Below are 22,117 nucleotides of genomic sequence, written 5' to 3'. Positions count from 1 at the left end.
GGATGCTGCCCTTTAGTGACGGAAGTGGCGCATTCCAGTAACGACCATTGCCAAGCCAGCTTCATCAGCAGCTTTGATCACTTCATCATCACGCATGGAACCACCTGGCTGAATAACAGCAGTGGCACCAGCCTCAGCAGCAGAAAGCAAACCATCAGCGAACGGGAAGAACGCATCAGACGCAACCACACAACCTTTGGTCAACGGCTCAGCAAGGCCAGCAGCCTCAGCGGCATCCTCAGCTTTGCGGGCTGCGATGCGAGCACTGTCAACGCGGCTCATCTGCCCTGCTCCAATGCCAACAGTTGCGCCGTCTTTGACGTAGACAATCGCATTGGATTTCACATGCTTGCCAACACGGAAGGCCATTTTCAGATCTGCCAGTTCCTGATCAGACGGAGCACGCTTTGTCACCACCTTGAGATCCAGATCATCAACAACACCGCTGTCGCGATCCTGAACCAGCAAGCCACCAGAAACAGTCTTCACAAACAGACCCTTGGCGCGCGGATCAGAAAGACCATTCGTCAGGAGCAAGCGCAGGTTCTTTTTCTTCGCAACCAGCTCAATCGCTTCTTCTGTCGCATCAGGAGCGATAATCACCTCAGTGAAGATCTTGGTAATCTCAGAAGCAGCATCCGCATCCAGTGTCCCGTTGAGCGCAACAATGCCGCCAAACGCAGAAACCGGATCACACGCCAGCGCCTTCTCGTAGGCTTCCTTCAGCGTAGGCGCTTCAGCAACACCGCATGGGTTCGCATGCTTGATGATAGCAACAGCTGCCGTACGAGCCGGATCAAACTCGGAAACAAGCTCAAACGCTGCATCCGTATCATTGATGTTGTTGTAAGAGAGCTGCTTACCCTGCACCTGACGAGCCGTCGCCACACCTGGGCGCTTCTCACCAGTTACATAAAAGCCTGCTGCCTGATGCGGGTTCTCACCATAACGCATCACTTCGTTCAGCGTACCGCCAATCGCGCGATAATCCGGAGCTGCCTCATCAATCTGCTCTGCCATCCAGTTGGAAACAGCAGCATCATAAGCAGCGGTACGAGCAAAAGCCTTCTGCGCCAGCTTCTTACGAAGAGCAATCGGAGACTGACCGTTATGCGTATCCAGCGCCACAACCACAGCAGCATAATCAGCTGGGTCAACAACAGTGGTTACATAGGCATGGTTCTTGGCAGCAGCGCGTGTCATCGCCGGACCACCAATATCGATGTTCTCGACACCGTTTGCGTAGTCAGCACCAGATGCAACCGTATCTTCAAATGGATAAAGGTTCACACAAAGCAGGTCGATACCAGTGATGCCATGCTCATCCATCGCAGCAACATGCTCAGCATCATCACGAATGCTCAGCAATCCGCCATGCACCATAGGATGAAGCGTTTTAACACGGCCATCCATGATTTCAGGAAAACCAGTAACCTCGGAAATATCTTTAACTGGGAGGCCAGCCTCAGCAATCGTTTTGCGAGTTCCGCCTGTTGAGATCAGCTCAACTCCACGTTCGGAAAGCGCTTTCGCAAACTCAACAAGACCGGTTTTATCGGAGACAGAAAGAAGCGCACGCTTAACCGATACGAGTTCAGGTATCGGAACGCCTTTGGAGACAACGGCCATGGGTAAAAGCCTACTCTCTTAGAGAAAATGGAAGGGTTTTGACGCCCGCCAAATAACACTTATTCACAGCTGTGGGAACCCATTTTATGGGGATCGAGAGCGGTTTGACGGGTAACCTTTAGGAGCAGTTTACATCCCCTAAAGGCCAAGAGCACAAATGACGTTAGGTCTTCCGCCGCGCCTTGGCAGAGGCTGTCTTTCTTAGCATCCAGGTCACACTCAGCGCTTCTTTTACACCAACACTAAGAACAATCTGCTGCGTTTGACGGTGACCGAAAACGTCTGACAGGTAGATTGATTCCTCAACAGAGAACTCAATCCCATCAGCAGAAAACTCCCAGGCTTCACCATCCGCACACTGCAAAACAACAGCATCACCCAATGGCAACATGGTGCAGCTTACCTGTGGGTGTAGATGGAAGCGGATCGTGACTGTCTCTTCCTCTGTCTTGTCAGACGTTGGCTTGAACCGGTCAATTCCATCCAGAACTGTTCCATCACGCGACAGCGTCAGATCACGTTCATGAACAATGCCATAGCGCTCTACATAGCCATCATGGCTCGCAATCACACGGTCAGAAAGGTCCGTGTCCTGTCGCTCCGCTTCAACATCTTTGGGACCGGATAACACCGGATTACCCAACACCTTATCAAAACGAGAGGACGTCAGAAAACGGCAAGAAGACGTATCGCCAATCCCGGCTGTCGAATGTGCAGCAGTGGAACGAGCCACCATCTTCCAGGCAACTTGCTCTCGTGTAGAGACGCCACAGTTCACCACAATGCGATTGCGCTTTGAGGAGAACTCAAAGGAGAGGCAACCAGCATGCGTATTGCTAGAGAAGCGCGTTGGCGGCGGCGCTCCCACATCAATCATCACAAGGCTATCACCACCAGTGAGACGCTGATAACCGGAATGCGGTGCACTAACAGGCGGTGTTCCACGTGCATCATCATAAGCAAGGATGGTCGCAACCACATCACCCGGAGTAGAAGCCATGCCATTGAAATGAGCAAAGGATCCATCACCATGACGGAAGAAGCGGATCATCGGCATCATGCGGTCAATGGATTCCATCATGACTGGAGACACCGTTTGCCCCTGCATCACAAGCGCCTGGCGGATTGGCAGCAGATCAACAAGGATCTCAATAATCGCACCGGGATGCCGGGAGATATGACCACCATCCGGCAAGATTTGACGCTTCAATTCCTGATCAAGGCGTTTCAGAGCTTGTTTAACGTGACGCCCCTGCCCATCCATGGAAACCGTTGCACAAGCATTCGCCATGGCAACTGTCAGACGCGGCAAGCCATCCGGCGCTTTGTTCATAGTCCGGCGTAGATAGCGCACCTGCCGGTACAGCGACCGCATGAAGGCACGATAGAAATCCGCTTCACATCCGGTCAGCAATAACGGAGATTGAGCCATCCAGCTCAACACGCGGCGCGCAACAACTTCCTGCTTCCAGCCGCTATCATGCCAGCGACCACAGGACCTAATCCAGTCCTCAACCAAGGCACGGGCATTTTGCTGTGCCATGTTGGTCTCAGCAGCACGTAAATGGCGAAGCCATGAAAACCCATGCAGCGCTTTTGACCATTGGAGATTTGGCGGCTCAACATCAAACGGAGATTGCCCACCCACTTCAACCAGATGCCCAGCAAACAGGAACCGGCCAGCATAAATATCAGCGGCGTTTGTAGCATCTGCAGTGCGCAGATCCTGAGGAGCAATAAGCAGACGCGATGGCGCACTTCCAAACGAGAACAAGCGGAACATAGATCCCCCTCGCGCCCAGTTCAGACTGTTTTGAGCCATGTTTTGTGTCAAAAGACTAAGGATTCTAAGTCTTTCAGACACCGTTGCGCCCGTCATACCCCTTCAGCACTCCATTAGAGCGTATCCCCGAAAAGCAGTTTCGGTTTCAGATAAGGATACGCACAAAAACAAAGATTTAGAGCGTGAGCAAGAAAGCGATTTGCAACAACACGCTCTAAACAAACTTAACAAATGGTTTGCGCCCAAGCTCTTTAAATCTCGTTAACCATACCCACTTTGCGCAAATCCATGGTGACATTCCACCAGCTCTTTTTAAGAGAGACGCAAACGAGCCGCGAAAAAGCCATCCAGACCACCGGATGTTTTACGTGAGGATGGGTTCTGACCTGGCATCGCACGAAAGTCGCCTTGAGAATTAATCGCCTCAGCAACGCCGCCCAGCTCTTCAGCTGTAACAGGCACACGCTGCACCTCAGGATGCTCCAGCAACAAGCGCTGAACTTGCAGTTCACCCTCTTCCTGTTCCAGCGAACAGGTGCAATAGACAAGAGTTCCGCCCGGCTTCAACCAACCCAGTGCTTTTTCAAGCAGTTCGTACTGCAGGTCAGCAAGCTTGAGCACATCATCTTCACGCTTCAGCCATGCTACATCTGGGTGACGGCGAATGGTACCGGTGGCAGAACAAGGTGCATCCAGAAGAATCGCGTCAAACAGATCAACCGGTACAAATTCACGAAGATCAGAAACTTCAGTCTCAGCTTCCAAACCAACGCGCTTTAGATTCTGTGTCAGACGCTGCAAACGACGGGCTGAGATATCGACAGCTGTCACATCAGCACCAGCGGCTGCAAGCTGCATGGTCTTACCACCCGGAGCGGCACACAAATCTGCAACCACTTTGCCCTTAATGTCACCCAGCAAACGAGCCGGAACTGCAGCTGCAGCATCCTGAACCCACCATTTGCCATCTTCAAAGCCTTCCAGCTTTTCAATCGGCCCATCTGGCTGCAAGCGTACGGAATAGCCCAGCTGAACTTCACCACCCAGCTTTTCCGCCCAATCATCACGGTCTGCTGGCACGCTCAGGTCCAGATACGGCTCCTGCATATGCGCAGCGGACATCGCACGCGCAGCTTCTTCGCCATAAACTTCGCACCAACGTGCAAACATCCAATCAGGAGCATTCAGCTTCGCAGTATCCTGCTCAGCAATAATCGCTGCACCTTCACGTGTTGCACGGCGCAGAACGGCATTAACGAGGTTTTTGTACGGCTTGGCACGTGCATCACGACCAGCGAGCGTCACAGCCAGGGAAACCGCTGCGTGATCCGGCACGGACATAAAGAACAACTGCGCCATGGCAACATGAAGAATGTCCAGAACGCGACCCGTTTTCTCAGGAATAGGACGGTCAAGGAAACGATCAATCACATCCTGAATCTGGCCACGACGACGCAGCGCAGTGCCAATAATCGCACGAACAAGCGCTCGATCATTCGGCTCAAGGCGTTTATAGCCCGGATGACCGTTGTTTAGATCAAGCTCGCCATCCAGTGGCATGCGCTTGCTCAAAACTTTACCAATCAGATCGGTGGCAGCCTTACGAGCAGCATAGCCAGGATCTTTAAAGGTGCCCTCTACGCTCTCTGTTTCAGAAGCTCTGTCATTGTCTCTTGGAGTCTTCGGTGCTCCAGAACGCTTTCTCCCCTTGAACTTGGAGTTTCTGTCCTGAGAGGATGTATTCTTACGCTCTGCGCTCATCGTTGATCCATGTATTCCAGAATGTGTCGCCAGACCTTCGGCGCCATCTATTCTTTTAAAGATGCATTCTTGTGTGAAGAGCCTCACTCAGAGGCCAACCGGTTTCATCAGGTTCCACTAGAGTTTCGGCGGATTACTGCCAGTTGTAACCAAAGGAGAACTGTCAAATCCTGCTCGGCTAACCACAGAACCTTTAATATTGCAAAGACAATTTGGGAAGCGCGAATAGTTATTCAGGTAAACACGGTACAATCAACAAAGCAAATGCGAGAGACGGTTCGCATTCGCAGATTTCCCTTGCTTTTAGCCCCATGGCCCTTTGGGCTTCCGAGGTTCATCACGACTGGGCTGGTCATTCCCACCACGTTGACCTGATTGGCGGGATGCTCCCCATGGGCCACTTGGACGACGTGTTTCACGCTGCGGCTGAGCTTGCGACGTCTCGCGCACGTTAAAATGACCACCACCGCCAGAACTACGTGTTTCAGTAAAGCCAGCTTCAGAAGCCATCTGACGAAGCGCCGCAATCCGGTTATCTGTGTTCGGATGTGTCGAGAACAGGTTGTCCATGTTCTGACCCGAAAGCGGATTGATGATGAACATATGCGCCGTTGCAGGGTTATGTTCTGCATCTTCATTCACAACCCGTGCCGCGCCACCAGCAATCTTATGCAAAGCGGAAGCAAGCCAAAGCGGGTTACCACAAATCTGCGCACCCATACGGTCAGCCGCATATTCGCGCGTTCTGGAAATCGCCATCTGAACCAAAGCCGCCGCCATTGGTGCAAGGATCATCATCAGGATAGACCCAATCAGACCAAGCGGATTGTTGCGGTTTCCGCCAAAGAAAAGCGCAAAGTTTGCCAGCATGGAGATCGCACCAGCGATCGTCGCAGTGATTGTCATGATCAGCGTGTCACGGTTTTTCACGTGCGCCAATTCGTGCGCCATCACGCCCGCAACTTCCTCTTTGGAAAGAGAGTTCAGAAGACCAGTCGTTGCTGCAACTGCCGCATTCTCAGGGTTTCGGCCTGTCGCAAACGCATTGGGCTGTGGGTTGTTGATCACATAAACCTTTGGCATCGGCAGCTCGGCACGCGCTGCCATGGTACGAACCATGCCATAAAGCTCCGGGGCCTGACGTTCATCCACTTCCTGCGCATGGTGCATGGACAGAACCATGCGATCCGAGTTCCAATAGGAGAAGATGTTCATGCCGCCGGCGATCAATAGAGCAATCAGCATGCCGGTTTGGCCGCCAAGCATGAAGCCAATACCCATAAACAAAGCGGTCATCGCCGCAAGCAGCATACCGGTCCGTACATAGTTCATGGTTTCAATGCTCCAATCTGTTCTTTTAGTTCGCCAATTCTACCGGTCATCCACCAATGAACGCAGTGCCCATTGCAAAATACAGGCTCTCGCGCCTATATCTAAGCCTACGCGATCATTGTGAAACTACCACTACCAGCTTAAGTGGTAGCTCCAAATGGCAAACGCAAGCTTACAACAGCGATAAGCAGCATCAGCCAACGGGGATTGAAATGGAAAAAGACAACAAATCAGCCGTCGAAAACTTTAAAACACAAGAAGTCGATACGACGGAGCAGATTGAAGAAGCGCCAAAAAAACGCCGGTTTGAAGACCTGCCCCCTGCCGCCCAACGTGCTTTAAAAGAAGCTGAAGAGCGCCGTGCAGAGATCGACACAGCCCAAAAAGAAATGCCGAAAGAGCTCAATGGCCGTGGTGGTTTGGACCCTGCCCGCTACAGCGATTGGGAAGTCAAAGGCATTACCAGCGATTTCTAGAACGTATTCCCGACTGGTTCCGGCTTCCTTATAAGACGACGCACGGAGCCGGCCCTCTAGAAAATCCTAAACCACCGGACGATCGCAAACAGTCCCACGCCGAAAATGATCAAAAGCCCGCTGACAATACTAAACGCAACAGGGTCATGACTGCCCGGGATGCCGCCGACATTAATACCCAGCAAACCAGTCACAAAGCTAAGCGGCAAAAACACAACGGCAATTGCCGCCATCATCAGCATGTAGCGATTGGTGTTCTCTGATCGTTTAAACATGATTTGATCGTGAACTATTTCTGCCCGTTCACGGATAGCATCCATCTCCTCGGCAATTCGAAGGGCCCGGTCACCCGCCTCACGAACGCGGCGTTTGTTGATCCGATTGACCCACTCAAACTTCTCAATCTCAAAATTCCTCAAGATGTCCAAATGCGCCAGCATGCTGCGCCTGACAATGGTTGCTAACCGACGAACCTGCGCAAGCTCGCTTTCCCAAGGGTGGTCTCCTGTCTCCAGCACCACATCCTCAAGATGGTCGATCCTATCCTGAAGCACCTCAACCATTTCTTCAGCACGTTCCGCAATCGCCAGCACCAATCGAGCCCAGAATTCTGCCGTGCTTTCTGGTGGCACACGGGTCTTGAACCCCTCAAGCAAACTTTGAAAAACATCCAGCGGATCGTGCCAGATGCAGATCATCCGCTTAGCATCCACCCAGATCTGGGCACATTCCATGTCGCCGCTTTCTTGTTTGGGCAACTCATTGAAAACGTTGATGGCAATAAACGCCCCTCTTGTGCGCACATGGCAATGCGGACGCACCTCTCGGGCTAAAAGATCATCAATATCGCTGTGTTCCAGCCCAACTTCTTCAAGAAACTCGCGGTTCTGAGCGGCAATCCGCTGCAAATAAGCCCAATAAAATTCGTCGGGCTCCAGCTCATAGTCACGCAACTGTTCTAACGTGAGTCTGCGCATGCCTTTTGACTTGGAAAAAACAATGACAAATGAGGAATCCAAATGAATATGGCTCGCCTCAATGTTTTCTGTGGTTTGTGCCATTTCGACAAATCTCGGCCCAAGTTCGATCCTAACTCAGCACACACATCAAAACCCACACTTCTAAAAAATCAGATGACAAACCCCAGAAGAAACACCTATTCAGCTTAGCGCACAGTAAATTGGTTAACAGCCAATTTACCAAAAAACACTAGAGTTTTGGTGCTCCGAGCATTTGTTGTAAATCATTCCTGCGAGAATTCTTGTGTCCACGAAAGAAATTGAGAAAAAATCTAGCGGAGGAAACCCGTTTCAGCGGCTGAATCAGCAGCTCGCTGGAATCGAACCGGGTCTTGATCCAATTGTTATGACGATCGGTGAACCGCGTCATGAGCCTCCAAGTTACGTCATTGAAGTACTTGAAGAAAATCAGAACGGCTTCCGCAAGTACCCAGCAATTCGTGGCACTGATGAATTCCGTGCAGCTGTTGGCAAATGGGTCAAAAACCGTTTTCAACTCTCTGATGTCTTCGATCCAGACAAAAGCGTTATTCCGCTCAACGGCTCTCGCGAAGGTCTTGTCTTTGGCTGTGTTTGCGCTCGCGACTATCTGAAGAAAGACGGTAAGCCGGCTGTTATTTTGCCGAACCCGTTTTACCAATCCTATGGTGCTGGCGCTCATATTGCGGGTGCTGACGAAATTCTTTTGCCAGAACCAGCAGACGGAGTTCTGCCAAATCTGGATGCCATCGATCCAGCTTTGCTCGACCGCACCGTCGCATTCTATTTCGCGTCCCCCGCCAACCCACAAGGCACCGTTGCGCCTATGGAATATTGGCAAAAGCTCATCAAGCTGGCACGCAAACACGACTTTCTGCTCTTTGCTGATGAGTGCTATTCTGAGATCTATCGCGACACGCCTCCAACAGGCATTTTGGAAGCAGCTGAAGCTCTTGATGGCACGCTGAAAAATGTCGTGACATTCAACTCACTGTCCAAACGCTCCAACCTCCCCGGCGCACGATGTGGCTTTGCTGCCGGAGATCCGGAGTTCATCCAGTTCTTCGCAGATTTCCGCAACGTTGCAGCACCACAGGTCCCAATGCCTGTGCAAGCGCTCGCCGTACGCGCGTTCGGTGACGAAGGACACGTGATCGAAAACCGCCGCCTCTACAATGAAAAGTATGACGCCGCTGAGGAAATGTTGTCTCCTCTGTTTGGCTCAGTACGCAAAGAAGGTGGTTTCTTCCTCTGGCTGGATGTATCCCGCTGGGGTTCAGGAACACAGATCGCTGAAAAGCTCTGGCGCGAAGTGGGCGTGAAGTCCCTCCCAGGAGCTTACATCGCCTCGGATATGCCGGACGGTTCCAACCCCGGTGATAAATACATCCGCCTCGCCCTCGTTGAATCTTTGGAAGTCAGCAAGGAAGCCTTCCGAAGAATTTTGGACTCTCTGGAGTAATTGAATGCGTCAGGCTGCTGCAATGCAACGACCAAAAGCAAGCTCTGTTTCACTGGCTGATACAGAGAGCCCGATCAAGCGCTTTATCAAAAGCAACATAATCGTCATTGGTGGCGCGGTGATACTCGTCATCGGTCTCTGTGTGGCGGCAGCCCTCGCAACATGGTCAACGGACGACCCAAGCTTGAATCACGCAACCAATGCGGAGATTCATAATGCACTGGGTCAGACTGGAGCCATTGTTGCAGACGTTCTGATGCAGACAATCGGGCTGGCAACAGCTGTCTTTCTAGTGCCCATCTTCATCTGGGGTTGGCGCCTGTCTCTCAAATACACATCCGGTGTCACCCGCAAACGCTTTCTGACCTGGCTTGTCGGAACCGTACTGTTTGCAGGTGGTCTGGCGGCCATTCCAATTCCATCAAGCTGGCCATTGCCAACAGGACTTGGCGGTTTCCTTGGCGACTGGATCTTCTCAGTTCCAACCGCAATCCTGCCAGAGCTCTCAACCGGCATGAGAACCCTGACCGGTGCTGTCGGCCTTGGTCTGCCTTCAATTGTGCTATTAGCTTACGCTGCTGGTCTCATCGGCAAAGACCCAACCCCGGCAGAGTTCAACGAAGACGAAGCCGTTGAAGATGAATACACTCCTCACGAAGCATTACCGTTTACGGAAGATTCTGAGGAAGACTATGACGGCGAAAACAACCGCTATTATGCAATCATTGGCGCGCTAAGCCACTGGAAGCTCATGGCAACCAGCGCAATCCAGCGCACGGTTTTCAAGCGCAAGCTGGTCACTGAGCAAAACTGGCAGGAAGAAGATTATGCAGCAGCTCCGCATGATCCAAACCAGCCTCAGCAACCTGAATACTACGAAGAAGAACAGCAAGACCAACAGGCAGATCAGCAGTGGGAAGAGCACGAAGCTGATGAGGACGAGCCCGCTGAAAAAGGCGGACTGGTTTCCCGTTTAAGACGCAAAGTAGCGGCCAAGCTTATGCCTGTCGAAGACGATGGCCTCAGCGATTACTATCAGCAGGAAGATCAGGCTGAGCGGTCAGATGTGCAGTTTGACCCACAACACGACAACACCCAACATTACGCTGCACAAAACGAGCACTATCCTGAAGAACAGTGGGAGCCAGTTCCTGCAGGTGAACCCGTTTATGATGAACAGGGATATGTGCTCGGACCAGATGAATACCATGAGGGCGAAGACCTTCATCTCGGCCCTCAGCCAGATGCACCGATCGGCATTGCAAGTCCTGATGAGCAAGAACCACCAATGCAGGCGGCGCCTCAACAACAGCCACCACGCCCTGCTCCGGGACGTTCTGTACCGCGCCCGTTTGCTCAGGAAAAGAGATCTACTGCAATTATCAAACAGCCACCGTTTGAATTGCCAAGCATTGAACTGCTCGCTGAGCCTCAAGCCGATGGCAAACAGCGTCTGAGTAAAGACGCGCTTGAGCAAAATGCCCGTATTCTGGAAGGTGTGCTGGGTGACTTTGGCGTCCGCGGCGAGATCATCGCAGTTCGTCCGGGACCTGTTGTAACGCTTTACGAACTGGAACCGGCACCGGGCATCAAATCTTCCCGCGTCATCGGACTGGCAGACGACATCGCCCGCTCCATGAGCGCGATCTCTGCACGTGTGGCAGTTATTCCGGGCAAAAACGCCATCGGTATCGAACTGCCGAACGCAAAGCGCGAGACCGTATACCTTCGCGAGCTTCTGGATTCTGAGGACTTTGACGCATCCAAAGCAAAGCTGGCTATGGCACTCGGCAAAACCATTAATGGTGAAGCCGTCATCGCCGACCTTGCCCGCATGCCTCACTTGCTCGTGGCTGGTACCACGGGCTCTGGTAAGTCCGTTTCCGTAAACACCATGATCCTCTCCTTGCTCTACAGGCTCACCCCTGAGCAGTGTAAGATGATCATGATCGATCCAAAGATGCTAGAACTGTCCATTTATGACGGCATCCCACACCTTCTCACCCCTGTTGTGACCGATCCGAACAAAGCTGTTGTCGCTTTGAAATGGACCGTTCGTGAGATGGAAGATCGCTACAAGAAAATGTCCAAGATGGGCGTGCGCAATATCGACGGGTACAACACCCGCATTGAGCAAGCCATGAAGAAGGGCGAAAGCTTCACCCGAACCGTTCAGACCGGCTTTGACAAAAACACTGGTGAGCCAATCTTCGAAGAAGAAGAACTGCCAATGGAGAAAATGCCGTACATCGTCGTGGTCGTCGATGAAATGGCTGATCTCATGATGGTGGCCGGTAAGGACATCGAAGGCGCAATCCAGCGTCTGGCTCAGATGGCCCGTGCAGCTGGTATCCACTTGATCATGGCAACCCAGCGCCCATCCGTGGACGTCATCACCGGTACCATTAAGGCCAACTTCCCAACCCGTATTTCGTTCCAGGTGACGTCTAAGATCGACAGTCGCACAATCCTTGGCGAAATGGGCGCAGAACAGCTGCTTGGTATGGGTGACATGCTTTACATGGCTGCTGGCGGTAGAACCCAACGTGTTCACGGCCCATTCGTCGCTGATGATGAGGTGGAAGACATCGTTTCACACCTCAAAGAGCAAGGAACACCAACTTATCTCTCTGACGTGACTGAAGACGCTGAGTCTGAAGGCGGTTACGACGCTCTGACCCAAGGCTCCGGCAACGCAACCAACGACCTGTTCGATCAGGCCGTTGCAATCGTCGCCAGAGACCGCAAAGCATCAACCTCCTACATTCAGCGCCGCCTCTCAATCGGCTACAACCGTGCAGCTTCTCTCATTGAGCGCATGGAGCAGGAAGGCATGATCAGCCCAGCGAACCATGCCGGTAAGCGCGAGATCCTGCTTCCAGAAAACGGCGAACAGTTCTGATACCTCTCTTACAGCAGTCTGCCTATAGCCAATCACGGGGAGACTGCTGTAAAACACTCCCGAAAAGTTGATCAGTCTTTTCGGAGATCTCTAGGCGAATTTATGGAATTTGAGGCATATGCCCCATCTTCGCCTTATGGTAACGATAGCCTTTCAGAATGAGGGTTCACAAATAACCGCAAGCTGGATTTAGAGAAGAGTTAATCAACTCGCCTTACGGTTGTTCTACGAGTTTTGACAGCGGAGTTATATTTATGATTGCATCTCAGGCGATCTCTTTTGGTAGGATTGGCAAAAGCCTCGCAATTGCGGCAGCGCTTTTTATTGGTTCTGTCCCACTGACTGCGGAACACTCCGCCGCTCAAACAGCCCAGCAGGCACAGCCAGTCGCGCTGACCAACGTGCAAGCCATTGACGCCGTTAGCAAGTATTTCAACTCTGTTCGCAACATGCACGGCAAGTTCGTGCAGTTTGGCCCAACCGGCGGGCGTGTAGAAGGCCAGTTCTTCATCAGCCGCCCGGGCAAAGTCCGCTTCTACTACAACAAGCCTTCTACACTCGACATCATTGCTGACGGCAGCATGGTTTCAGTGAAGGACCGTAAGTTGCAGACACAGGACATCTGGCCTCTTTCCCAGACACCGCTGCGCTTCCTGCTGGCTGATAAAATCGACCTCAAGACAGACGCCAATGTAACCAACGTGGTTGTTGAACCAGATCTCATCACAATCGCGATCGACGATAAAACCCGTTTCACATCTGGCCGCCTGACGCTGATCTTCGACGCAAGAAACTATAAGCTCAAGCAATGGACCGTACGCGACGCACAGGGTTATGACACGTCTGTTGCTATCTATGACGTGACTGAGAACGGCGCGACTAACCCGGATCTGTTCAAGATTGATTACATCGCAAATTCCCGTCAGCGACGCGGTAACAACTAGAGCACTGCTATAAAAACTAATGTATGAAGAGGAGTGCTTCGGCGCTCCTTTTTTATTAGCTTGAGAACTTGAATGCAGTTTATCCCTGTTTCGCCTGACCTGCCGAACCTCCCTCTTGCCCCACGCTTGCTTGCAGGGCTGTGTCAGGAGAAAGGCATCAAACTCGCTCTCGACAGCGAGTTCTTCTATTTCGGCTATATCGAAACAGGCGGCGGCAAACGTTTTCCCATCAAGGGCGGTGCTTTCGCACTCAATAGCTATGCTGCTGGAGAGGCTGCACGAGACAAGGATTTCTGCGGTCGCCTGCTACAGGACGCAGGTCTGCCCACCCCAAACTTCAAACTCATTCATTCAGACAAAGCCATCAGGCAACTCAGTACTGCCAACCCACATGTCGCCAAAAGCCTGAATACGCTCACAGGTGCCGGCGAGATCGCTCAGTCACTGGGTTATCCGGTTTTCATAAAACCCAATGAGGGCACTCAAGGCGTTGGCGTTCAGAAGATCTCTGAAGAGGTGGAACTCAACACCCACCTGACAAATGCCTTACGATCCAACGATCGCATGCTGGTACAGGAAGCTGTCTCAGGCCGTGACTACCGCGTGATTGTACTTGATGGAGCTATTCTGGCCATCATCGAACGGCGTCCTCTCGCCATCATCGGAGATGGCACCAACACCATTGCAGAACTACTGGCTGCAAAAATCAAAACCCTCACCACCCGCAGCGGCGGCTATAAGGTTGAAAACGACGACCCGCGCATCCTCAAAGCCATTCAGGAAGCTGGCTACAATCTGGCAACCACTCTCCATAACGGAGAATTCCTGCAGCTCCTCTCCAACGCCAACCTCTCAACCGGTGGTGAAGCAGTCGACGTCACCGACCTCGCGTCGCAAAGCTTCAAAGATCTGGCCGTGGAAGCTGCGCGTGTATGCGGCTTGCGCTATGCAGGCGTCGATATCCTTTGCGATGACCTCAGCAAAGACGACGCACCAGCAAACGTCTTGGAACTAAATGCAGGCCCCGGCCTCACCAACTTCTGGCAGGCTTCCCCGAACCATCATCATCGCATTAGAGCGGTCTATCGGGGTGTTTTAGAGGCCATGCTGGAAACCGCTTAACGGTAGTCCAAAAGCAAAATGGCGGGAAATTCCCGCCACTTCCAACATCAATCAAAAACGTGTCTTACCAAGCGCCAAGCTTGGTCTCTGGCGTATACTTCTCACCATCAACATGCTTGACCACAGCCTGACCACAAATGGTAAGGCCCTGAGTTGCGTCATAAGTCATGGTTGGAGAGCCCTGCAGTTCCCAACCTTTGTTGAGCGCTTCAGTGACGCGGTGACAAAACTTTGCAGAATCCGGTTCGGTGATGAGGCGGTAAAGGCGCATGTTTATTCCTTTAAATTCTTCTGGTGTGGGCGGGAACCTACCAGCCACACCTATCAGATACCAGAGGTTAAAACGTGCGCAGAGTTCAAATTTACGCGTTCACGTGCCGCTTGATAGCCTCAGCAATCGCAACCGTTTTGCGGCCAATATCTGCATGCAAACGCTCAACCATTTTGCCGTCAACCTGCACGGCGCCTTTGCTCTGGTTTTCTGGCAGTTCAAACTCGGCAATCATCTTCTTCGCCCACTCAACATCCGCCTTACTCGGCGCAAAGGCAGTGTTGCAAGGCCCAAGCTGCTTCGGATGGATCAACGTTTTGCCATCCAGCCCCATCTCTGCCCCCTGCTTACATTCTTCTGCAAAGCCCTCAAGGTCAGAGAAGTTGTTATAAACGCCATCCAGAATATCCGCGCCACCAACACGCGCTATCGCCAGGAAGGTCATCAGCCAAGGCATCAAAACAGCACGTCCCGGTAGGATCTTTGCACCACTCTCCTTGCTCAGATCATTGGTGCCGATGATGAACACGTCCAGACGGTTATGCGGGTCCTTCGCAGCCTCAGCAATCTCGGAAGCATTGAGGATAGCACCCGGCGTCTCAAGCATCGCCCAGATGCGAACACTGTCAGTACCCTGCTCTGTCAGATAATCAGCAACGGGCTTGATATCAGCAAGGCTTTCCACCTTCGGCAGAAGCACAGCATCCGGCTTGGCAGCAACAGCCGCTCTCAGATCTTCCTGGCCCCAGGGGGTCTTCATCCCATTGATACGAATAACAAGCTCACGATGCCCGTAACCGCCACCAGCGACAGCCTCACACACCTGGGTGCGTGCCATCTCTTTGGCGTCAGGCGCAACAGCGTCTTCAAGGTCCAGCAGCAGCACATCCACATCCAGCCCTTTGGCCTTTTCCAGTGCCCGTGCGTTTGAACCTGGCATGTAAAGCGCACTACGACGCGGTCTGATACTGTGAACTTGCTCTGAGCTAGACATGACACTTCCTGTTGCGTTGCAAAATCAGGCTGAGTTTAGAGACCTCAATCCGCCTTCACTACTCACCATTCGTGCTATTTGCGAGTTTTGAACCGTCAAACACTAGGTCTTTGGCCGCAATAATAGCATCGATGAAAATCAAGCCAGCCTCAGGAATTAGGCATCCCACAAAATTCCAAGCCCTATGAGACTTTCACACCTTGATTTTAAGGGATTTTTGGGGTCACTCTATAACGCAAAATCAAACGAAGGAACGGGAAGAGGTATAATGGCTGATCTTTCTTTTAGAGCCTTAAAACCCGGTGACGCACCAGACTTGGCCCCTCTCATTGCAGAGAATGCGCAAGCTCTTAAGCGCGGTGCTCCACGTCGCCCGGACGAAGTCTTTTCCGAGCGCCTGCTCGAAGACAAGTCAATCGAAATCATTGGTGCATTCGAAGGCGAGACACTGGTTGGCTTTGCCGCTTTCTTTGACATTCCAGACCTGATCTCTGGCCTGCGCATTGGCCAGCTGGATGATATCTACGTCGTGCAGAACCACCGCCATACCGGCATCGGTCGCACTCTTGTGGAAGAAATCTCCAGGATCGGTAAAGAACGTGACTGGCTTCACGTCCGCTGGCTGGTGCCAAACAAAAACAAGGTCGACAACAGCCTCTTTGAAAATCTGGCAGAACCAGACGACAAAGACAGCTTTATCGTCCCGATTGACCGTCTGGCTCTCGCATAAACCAAAAGCGGCTCTTACGAGCCGCTTTCTTTTATGATCAACTGAGGCACAGGCCCCAGATCAAAGAACGCGATACGAGCACGCCCATTCTCTATGGTCACTGGGATCTTGAGCGTCGGCACGCCATTTACTGCACTTCCCTGCCCAATACTCATCGCAGTCTTTTGCAGCGATTCAAGCATCTTGGAGCCTTGTGGGAACAATGGTCGCAACACATCCTCCAGCTGATGAATACCAGTGATCACCAGTGGCAGCGTTCCATTCAAACGCCCCTGACGGTCAATCACCAGATCACCACCCGTGTTGACGGAAAACTCGCCGCTTTTCAGCTGCAAGCTGGAGAGGTTGACCTTTAATTCTTCATCAACCATCAAATCAGCAATATTGCGAACTTTGCCGTCCAGAAGCTTCGAGCCCTCCGGCAACTGAATAACAAGGCTGATATCCAGCGGCACATCATCAGACACTTTGCCCGCTGTCAGGCCATTGACCTGCACAGCCAGATCAAGCGCGTCCTCATTGCCTTCAACGCGGCGCATATGCGCTTCTGTCCGCTCAGCATTCAGCTCAACAGACTGCTCGCCAATGGTGTAAGTCAGCTTCGGCTCTTTAAAGACAGCGTCAATTTTAGCAGGCTTACTGTTTTCAGCCACCACGCTCGCCTGAGCCGTTTTCCAATGCGCAGAGTATGCAGGCCCCTGCTGGCCAAAGTTTGCCTCAGCAGGGCCAGTCGCCTCAAAGATCACATGGGTCGGGTTATAAGCCAGCGCTACACCACGTAACTCATTGATAAAATACCACTCTCCGTTCTTATCCATGCGGAACGGGGTACAGGTCAATTCAAATCGGAACGGGTAACCGCCAAGTTGCTGGTCACCACATTCAAGACTTCCGCCGTCTGCTTCAGCAACCTTCACACCGTTGCGAATAACGTCAGAAACAATACCGCGCCCAACTGCCCAATAGGCGGACCACCCGCCAATAATCAAGGCGACAAGGATCGCCAAAACGAAATACGCCGACTTTCTTGGAGGCCGGGATACTTTTGGTTCAGTCATCTACTCTCCGTTACCCTCACACAGTGCTGTGAGTTGCATGCTGATTACGAGCCTGATAGGCGTGTCACTCAAAGAATTCTACGAGAAAATAGTTATGCGAGATTTATGGATATTTGGCTACGGCTCACTAATTTGGCGCCCTGGCTTTACTTTCGAGCAAGCAGTCCCCGCAATCTTGCATGGCGTTCATAGATCTCTCTGTGTGTATTCATGGGTTCATCGCGGGACTCAAGACAACCCTGGACTGGTATTTGGGCTGGATAAAGGCGGTGCTTGCATCGGCATGGCATTCAGGGTCTCACCAGAAAACTGGCAGCACACACTTGAGTATCTCCGCGAGCGTGAACAGCAAACCATGGTGTATCTGGAAACACACCGCCGTGTCCGTTTGCTGGACGAGGAAGGCACCAAAGTTCGTGCAGTCACATTCGTTGCAGACCAGAAACACGAGCAATATGCAGGTGCGTTACCGCTAAAAGACCAATTGCAGATTGTAAAGGGGGCTGTGGGTCAGTCTGGCGCAAATCCGGAGTATGTACTCAACACTCACGCACATATGAAGGAAATGGGTATTAAAGACCAGAACGTAGAATGGCTGGCACGACAACTCTCGATATAACTTCAGGTTTCGACTACTCGTCTTCCTGCTTGATATAAGAAAAGATCCCCGTACGCAGATCATTGTGAGCGCGATCCCTCTCCGCGCTGTCTTCTGCCAGAAGATGTACGTATGCACCCTGCGAAGGTTTCAGCGCAGGCATTGGGGCCTTTTCATTCGACATACCCAAAAACCCGAGCCAGACAACGGCTTCGCTCTTCTTGTCTGTGATCAGAACAAGGTTCTCCGCATAGTCAGAAACCTCTTCCGGAGAGATCCGGGTAAAGAGGTAACGATGCCCGGATGCACCAGACCAGTATTTGAACTGGCTACCAGCACCTAGCTCCTCTGACACACGTGGAGACCTGCCACTTGGCAAGCGATCATCAAACAATGAGTACTGCAACGCACTCTCCTGATTTCTCCTGCTATTTCCCATAGTACTTTATAGAACAAACTGCGAACATGTTACAAGTTAAGCCAGAGCATTGTCAAAAAAAGAAGCCGCCTTTAAGGCAAAGGCGGCCTTCTTCCTTTGAAACATCTGATTTCCACGCAAAATCTTTATTTTTTCTTATATTCTGCCTGCAGTACACGAGCTTCTTTGATGATAATGTTATCCGGCGTATCTTTTTCCGCTTCATCCAGCAAACGGTCAGAGGCAGTCTCGATCCGTTCCTGCAAAAGCTTGAAGAATTCCTCTGGTGGCAAGCCCGGCTGAATAGGCTCAAGGATCTCTGCTTTGATCGTGCCAGGGAAACGGAAGAACCGGCGACGCGGCCAATAAACACCTGAGTTAAGAGCAATCGGAACAATCGGGCAGTTCAGCGTTTTATAAAGGTGCACGATACCATATTTGTATTGTGGCTCAGCACCAGCAGGACGGCGTGTTCCTTCAGGGTAGATGATGATATTGCGATTTTCCGCAATTGCCTCAGCGGCCCGTCTACCCATGGCAGCAAGGGCCTTACCCTTTTTACCACGATCAACAGGGATCTGGCGGAACTTCATCAGATACCATCCGAAGAACGGCACCCAGCGCAGCTCACGCTTCAAAATAAACGTTGGCTGGCGATAATACTCAGCAAGCGCAAATGTTTCCCATGCAGACTGGTGCTTGGAAACAATGACACAGCCGGTATCTGGCAGGTTTTCGATGCCTGTGATCTCAGATTTTACACCACCAACCCAACGCAACAGAAACTTCTCTACACGGCCCCAGAATGGCAGCAGCCACCAGCAATACCGGACAGGAAGCACAAACAAAAACATACATGCGATCATAATGATCAGGGTGCTGATGTAAAAAAGCACGTTAAAAAGAACGGAACGCAGGACGAGCATAGGACCTTCACAACCATTTCCACCTGACACTATGCCAAGGTGAATTCAGATTTCATCTTACGAAATTAAGAGGAGTGTCTTACAGGGAATACAGCGTCCAGCTCAACTCGCAGCCGAACGAGGATATACTTCACATATTCGCGTAGGAGAAGCTTTGTTATCGAAGAACTTTCATACCAATGCTCTAAATCCAGCTCTTTATGGTAGACAGGACTTGGGTAAAGCTCAGCATCCGGCAGGCGAACTTGCAATTCGGCCAATGCTCTAGGCATGTGATAGGCACTGGTAACGACCAACAGTGAGCTGAACTGATTTTTTCGCACCCAGTTGGCAGTTTCCTCGGCATTCCCGATGGTATTGAGCGCTTTTCGGTCCAGATCAACGCAGCAATCAAACAACCACATGCGTTTGGAATTAAGCCGCGCGATCTGCTTTGCACTGGTTGATGGATGAACGCCTGAGATCAAAAGACGCTTCGCGCTTCCCACTTCCAGAAGATCCAGACTTTGCGAAATCCGGTCTCGACCACCCGTCAAAACAACAATGCCATCAGCATGTTTGGGTACAACGGCCTGCACAGAGGGCTGCAAAACTTCCACAAACCACAAGAAGCCAGCTGCAAAAACGACAGAGCAAATCAGAAACAACAAAAAGAAAAAACGGACACTGCGCCGGACAAACGACTTCCGGCCAGGGCGTTTATCAACGCTGGCTGGTACCGGCTCTTGCTCACCGGTTGCTTTAAATTTAGCCGCTGTGTCGCGCGTATTCAAAGAATGCTCCATGATGTCGCTACAATGCTTATAGCCACAAACCTGAACGAATATTTTCCTGACTACATATCAGAACTGGCGAAAATGGAAAGAAAACGACACTTAATCCATATTTGCCAAATGTCTGTGGACAGCCAGACGAGACGTCAGGGCGGTCAAGACCGCAACAAGCACCACAACAGCAACAATTCCAACATACCCAATCGCACTCACCTGCACCGCCCCAAACAAGGCCTGCACCTGATTTCCACTGACGGAAGTGATGTCCGAGCTCCCAAAGAAGCCCATAACCAGAAAGCTCAGTGCGGCAATCGTACCGCCAATGACCCCGCCTTTAAGCCCTAACACCAGGAAGTGACGCTGAAACTCGGAGGCAATAAAACTAACTTCCGCGCCAACAAAGTGCAGCACCTCAACCACATCCTTGTTACCGGACATGGCAGCCTGCGTCGCAAAAATGACGGAGAGCACCATGGAAAACAGAACGAGCACCAGAATACCAAAACCCACAAGCACAGCTGTGTTCGCCATAGCTGAAAGCTGACGGTTCCAGACACGGTGATCATCCACCGACGCTGCACGAATATCCTGCTCAATCTGAGCCTTCATATCTGCCAGATTAAGTAGCTCAGGATCATCTATCTCCACCAGAACAAGACGCGGAACCGGAAGCTCTTCCAGTTCAAGCCCCTCCCCAAGCCAGGGCTGAAGCAATCCCTTGGTTTCTTCATCAGAAAGAGCGCGCGCGTCTCCAACACCGGGAAACTCGCGAACAAGAGCCAGCGTGCGATCAATCTCCTGCAGCATGTTCACGCCATCCGCAGGACGGATCTGCACAGTGACCTCGCGCACCAGATCATTGGTCCAGTCATTCGCCGCATCATTGACGATGGCCACAAACCCAACGGTCAGGCAGGCCAGAAAACTCATGATCGCCACAACAAGCATCAGGGCCTGACCGGAGATCGCCTGCGGCGGAACAATCGGGGCAGGTCTTTCTTTAAGCTTGAACCGTAACCCGGAAGGTTTCGCACCCGCCGCTTTTTTGACCGGGCGACCACCCTTGCCTTTTGGCGGTCCTTTCCGCGGCTTGCCAGGCCTTTTTTGTCCAGCTGGCGCACGTTTTGGCACGGACTTTGGGCCAGACATTGGCGGTTCTCTTCTTTGCTGAGTATCAGTCATGAACAGCCAACCGCCCGTCGTTGAGGATAAGATGCCGAGCTTCCACCTGTTCCAGCAAATGAAAATCGTGGGTTGCGATCACGACTGAGGTGCCGAGCCGGTTCAACTCAATGAACAAACGCAGCAAACGGCGGGCAAGCGGAGGATCCACGTTACCTGTCGGCTCATCCGCAAGCAAAACTTCAGGCCGTGTGATCAACGCCCGCGCAATAGCAGCACGCTGCTTTTCACCACCGGAAAGAACAGGCGGCAGCACATGCATACGGTCACCAAGTCCCACCCATTTCAGCAAATCAATCACATCAGGACGGTACTCTGCCTCGGATTTCCCCGCAACACGATGCGGCAGAGCCACGTTCTCGTAGGTGGTCAGGTGATCCAGCAATCGGAAATCCTGAAACACCACGCCAATCCGGCGGCGCATAGATGGCAGCTCAGCCTTTGCGATCTTGGTGGTGTCTTTGCCAAAAACAGAAATCAACCCACGAGTGGGGCGCATAGAAAGGAATAACAGGCGCAGCAAACTGGTTTTGCCCGCACCTGAAGGACCAGTGAGAAACTGAAAAGATTGCGGCTCAATGGAAAAGGTCAAATCCCGAAGTACTTCAGTGCCCATGCCATACCGAAGTCCCACATTCTCAAAGCGTATCACCGAAAATTCCCCTAGCAGACGTGAGGTTTCGCCTTATCAGAAAAATGAGGCCAAACTCGTGCAAATCACTCTAAAAAATAATTTTCTCGCGTTCAATTTTTGACTG

The 22,117-nt window shown here is 51.8% G+C and carries 20 protein-coding genes; 7 read left to right on the top strand and 13 right to left on the bottom strand.

Going from position 1 to position 22,117, the window contains the following annotated elements:
- Window positions 1-12 precede the first annotated feature (12 nt).
- The 4 genes from purH to htpX all read right to left on the bottom strand — a co-directional run bounded on the left by purH (window position 13) and on the right by htpX (window position 6,505).
- Entirely contained in the window at window positions 13-1,629 is a 1,617-nt protein-coding gene (purH, locus tag PsAD5_RS04805; RefSeq protein ID WP_063291265.1) for a bifunctional phosphoribosylaminoimidazolecarboxamide formyltransferase/IMP cyclohydrolase, read from the bottom strand.
- Between the two features lie 163 nt (window positions 1,630-1,792).
- The gene (locus PsAD5_RS04800; RefSeq protein WP_063291264.1) at window positions 1,793-3,451 is read right to left on the bottom strand and encodes a heparinase II/III family protein; all 1,659 of its coding nucleotides are present in this window, start codon (window positions 3,449-3,451) and stop codon (window positions 1,793-1,795) included.
- 273 nt (window positions 3,452-3,724) lie between these two features.
- Complete coding sequence (gene rsmB / locus PsAD5_RS04790) at window positions 3,725-5,173, bottom strand: 16S rRNA (cytosine(967)-C(5))-methyltransferase RsmB (protein WP_084405909.1); 1,449 nt, start codon at window positions 5,171-5,173, stop codon at window positions 3,725-3,727.
- 303 nt (window positions 5,174-5,476) lie between these two features.
- Window positions 5,477-6,505 (bottom strand): zinc metalloprotease HtpX, encoded by a 1,029-nt coding sequence (gene htpX, locus PsAD5_RS04785; protein WP_063291263.1) that lies wholly within the window; start codon window positions 6,503-6,505, stop codon window positions 5,477-5,479.
- A 212-nt stretch (window positions 6,506-6,717) separates the two neighbouring features.
- Here htpX and PsAD5_RS04780 point away from each other — a divergent pair, with 212 nt between their 5' ends.
- Window positions 6,718-6,981, top strand: a complete 264-nt coding sequence (locus tag PsAD5_RS04780) for a DUF1674 domain-containing protein (RefSeq protein ID WP_063286174.1) — start codon at window positions 6,718-6,720, stop codon at window positions 6,979-6,981.
- Window positions 6,982-7,037: 56 nt separating this feature from the next.
- Here the strand turns inward: PsAD5_RS04780 and PsAD5_RS04775 are convergent, their stop codons facing one another.
- A complete protein-coding gene (locus PsAD5_RS04775; protein WP_063291262.1) occupies window positions 7,038-8,042 on the bottom strand; it encodes a CorA family divalent cation transporter in 1,005 nt (334 codons plus the stop codon).
- 202 nt (window positions 8,043-8,244) lie between these two features.
- Here PsAD5_RS04775 and PsAD5_RS04770 point away from each other — a divergent pair, with 202 nt between their 5' ends.
- The 4 genes from PsAD5_RS04770 (at window position 8,245) to PsAD5_RS04755 (ending at window position 14,409) form a co-directional block, all read left to right on the top strand.
- Window positions 8,245-9,441: an aminotransferase class I/II-fold pyridoxal phosphate-dependent enzyme gene (locus tag PsAD5_RS04770; RefSeq protein ID WP_063291261.1), complete on the top strand. Its 1,197-nt coding sequence runs from the start codon at window positions 8,245-8,247 to the stop codon at window positions 9,439-9,441.
- Between the two features lie 4 nt (window positions 9,442-9,445).
- A complete protein-coding gene (locus PsAD5_RS04765; RefSeq protein ID WP_063291260.1) occupies window positions 9,446-12,343 on the top strand; it encodes a DNA translocase FtsK in 2,898 nt (965 codons plus the stop codon).
- 254 nt (window positions 12,344-12,597) lie between these two features.
- Complete coding sequence (locus PsAD5_RS04760; RefSeq protein WP_057464662.1) at window positions 12,598-13,287, top strand: outer-membrane lipoprotein carrier protein LolA; 690 nt, start codon at window positions 12,598-12,600, stop codon at window positions 13,285-13,287.
- A 72-nt stretch (window positions 13,288-13,359) separates the two neighbouring features.
- Entirely contained in the window at window positions 13,360-14,409 is a 1,050-nt protein-coding gene (locus tag PsAD5_RS04755) for an ATP-binding protein (RefSeq protein ID WP_063291259.1), read from the top strand.
- Between the two features lie 64 nt (window positions 14,410-14,473).
- Here PsAD5_RS04755 and PsAD5_RS04750 read toward each other — a convergent pair whose 3' ends face one another.
- Entirely contained in the window at window positions 14,474-14,680 is a 207-nt protein-coding gene (locus tag PsAD5_RS04750) for a DUF1737 domain-containing protein (protein ID WP_057464660.1), read from the bottom strand.
- Between the two features lie 91 nt (window positions 14,681-14,771).
- Window positions 14,772-15,674: an HpcH/HpaI aldolase/citrate lyase family protein gene (locus tag PsAD5_RS04745; protein WP_063291258.1), complete on the bottom strand. Its 903-nt coding sequence runs from the start codon at window positions 15,672-15,674 to the stop codon at window positions 14,772-14,774.
- Window positions 15,675-15,942: 268 nt separating this feature from the next.
- On the opposite strand from PsAD5_RS04745, the gene PsAD5_RS04740 reads away from it, so the two are divergent.
- Window positions 15,943-16,404, top strand: coding sequence for a GNAT family N-acetyltransferase (locus PsAD5_RS04740; protein ID WP_057464658.1), 462 nt, complete (start codon window positions 15,943-15,945; stop codon window positions 16,402-16,404).
- A 14-nt stretch (window positions 16,405-16,418) separates the two neighbouring features.
- On the opposite strand, the gene PsAD5_RS04735 is transcribed toward PsAD5_RS04740, so the two are convergent.
- Window positions 16,419-17,462, bottom strand: a complete 1,044-nt coding sequence (locus PsAD5_RS04735; RefSeq protein ID WP_057464657.1) for a DUF2125 domain-containing protein — start codon at window positions 17,460-17,462, stop codon at window positions 16,419-16,421.
- Between the two features lie 37 nt (window positions 17,463-17,499).
- Here PsAD5_RS04735 and PsAD5_RS27525 point away from each other — a divergent pair, with 37 nt between their 5' ends.
- Window positions 17,500-18,081, top strand: coding sequence for a gamma-glutamylcyclotransferase (locus tag PsAD5_RS27525; RefSeq protein ID WP_342585834.1), 582 nt, complete (start codon window positions 17,500-17,502; stop codon window positions 18,079-18,081).
- Window positions 18,082-18,094: 13 nt separating this feature from the next.
- Here the strand turns inward: PsAD5_RS27525 and PsAD5_RS04725 are convergent, their stop codons facing one another.
- The 5 genes from PsAD5_RS04725 to ftsE all read right to left on the bottom strand — a co-directional run bounded on the left by PsAD5_RS04725 (window position 18,095) and on the right by ftsE (window position 22,011).
- The gene (locus PsAD5_RS04725) at window positions 18,095-18,466 is read right to left on the bottom strand and encodes a hypothetical protein (RefSeq protein ID WP_208988484.1); all 372 of its coding nucleotides are present in this window, start codon (window positions 18,464-18,466) and stop codon (window positions 18,095-18,097) included.
- A 158-nt stretch (window positions 18,467-18,624) separates the two neighbouring features.
- On the bottom strand, window positions 18,625-19,404 hold the full coding sequence (locus PsAD5_RS04720) for a lysophospholipid acyltransferase family protein (protein ID WP_063291257.1): 780 nt from the start codon (window positions 19,402-19,404) through the stop codon (window positions 18,625-18,627).
- Between the two features lie 65 nt (window positions 19,405-19,469).
- Window positions 19,470-20,177 (bottom strand): YdcF family protein, encoded by a 708-nt coding sequence (locus PsAD5_RS04715; RefSeq protein WP_208981609.1) that lies wholly within the window; start codon window positions 20,175-20,177, stop codon window positions 19,470-19,472.
- A 102-nt stretch (window positions 20,178-20,279) separates the two neighbouring features.
- Complete coding sequence (locus PsAD5_RS04710; RefSeq protein WP_063291255.1) at window positions 20,280-21,326, bottom strand: cell division protein FtsX; 1,047 nt, start codon at window positions 21,324-21,326, stop codon at window positions 20,280-20,282.
- Window positions 21,327-21,351: 25 nt separating this feature from the next.
- Complete coding sequence (gene ftsE, locus PsAD5_RS04705; protein ID WP_057464653.1) at window positions 21,352-22,011, bottom strand: cell division ATP-binding protein FtsE; 660 nt, start codon at window positions 22,009-22,011, stop codon at window positions 21,352-21,354.
- Between the last annotated feature and the right edge of the window lie 106 nt (window positions 22,012-22,117).

Source organism: Pseudovibrio sp. Ad5 (assembly GCF_001623095.1).
Classification (GTDB): Bacteria; Pseudomonadota; Alphaproteobacteria; order Rhizobiales; family Stappiaceae; genus Pseudovibrio.
This window is presented reverse-complemented; position numbering and strand designations above follow the sequence as displayed.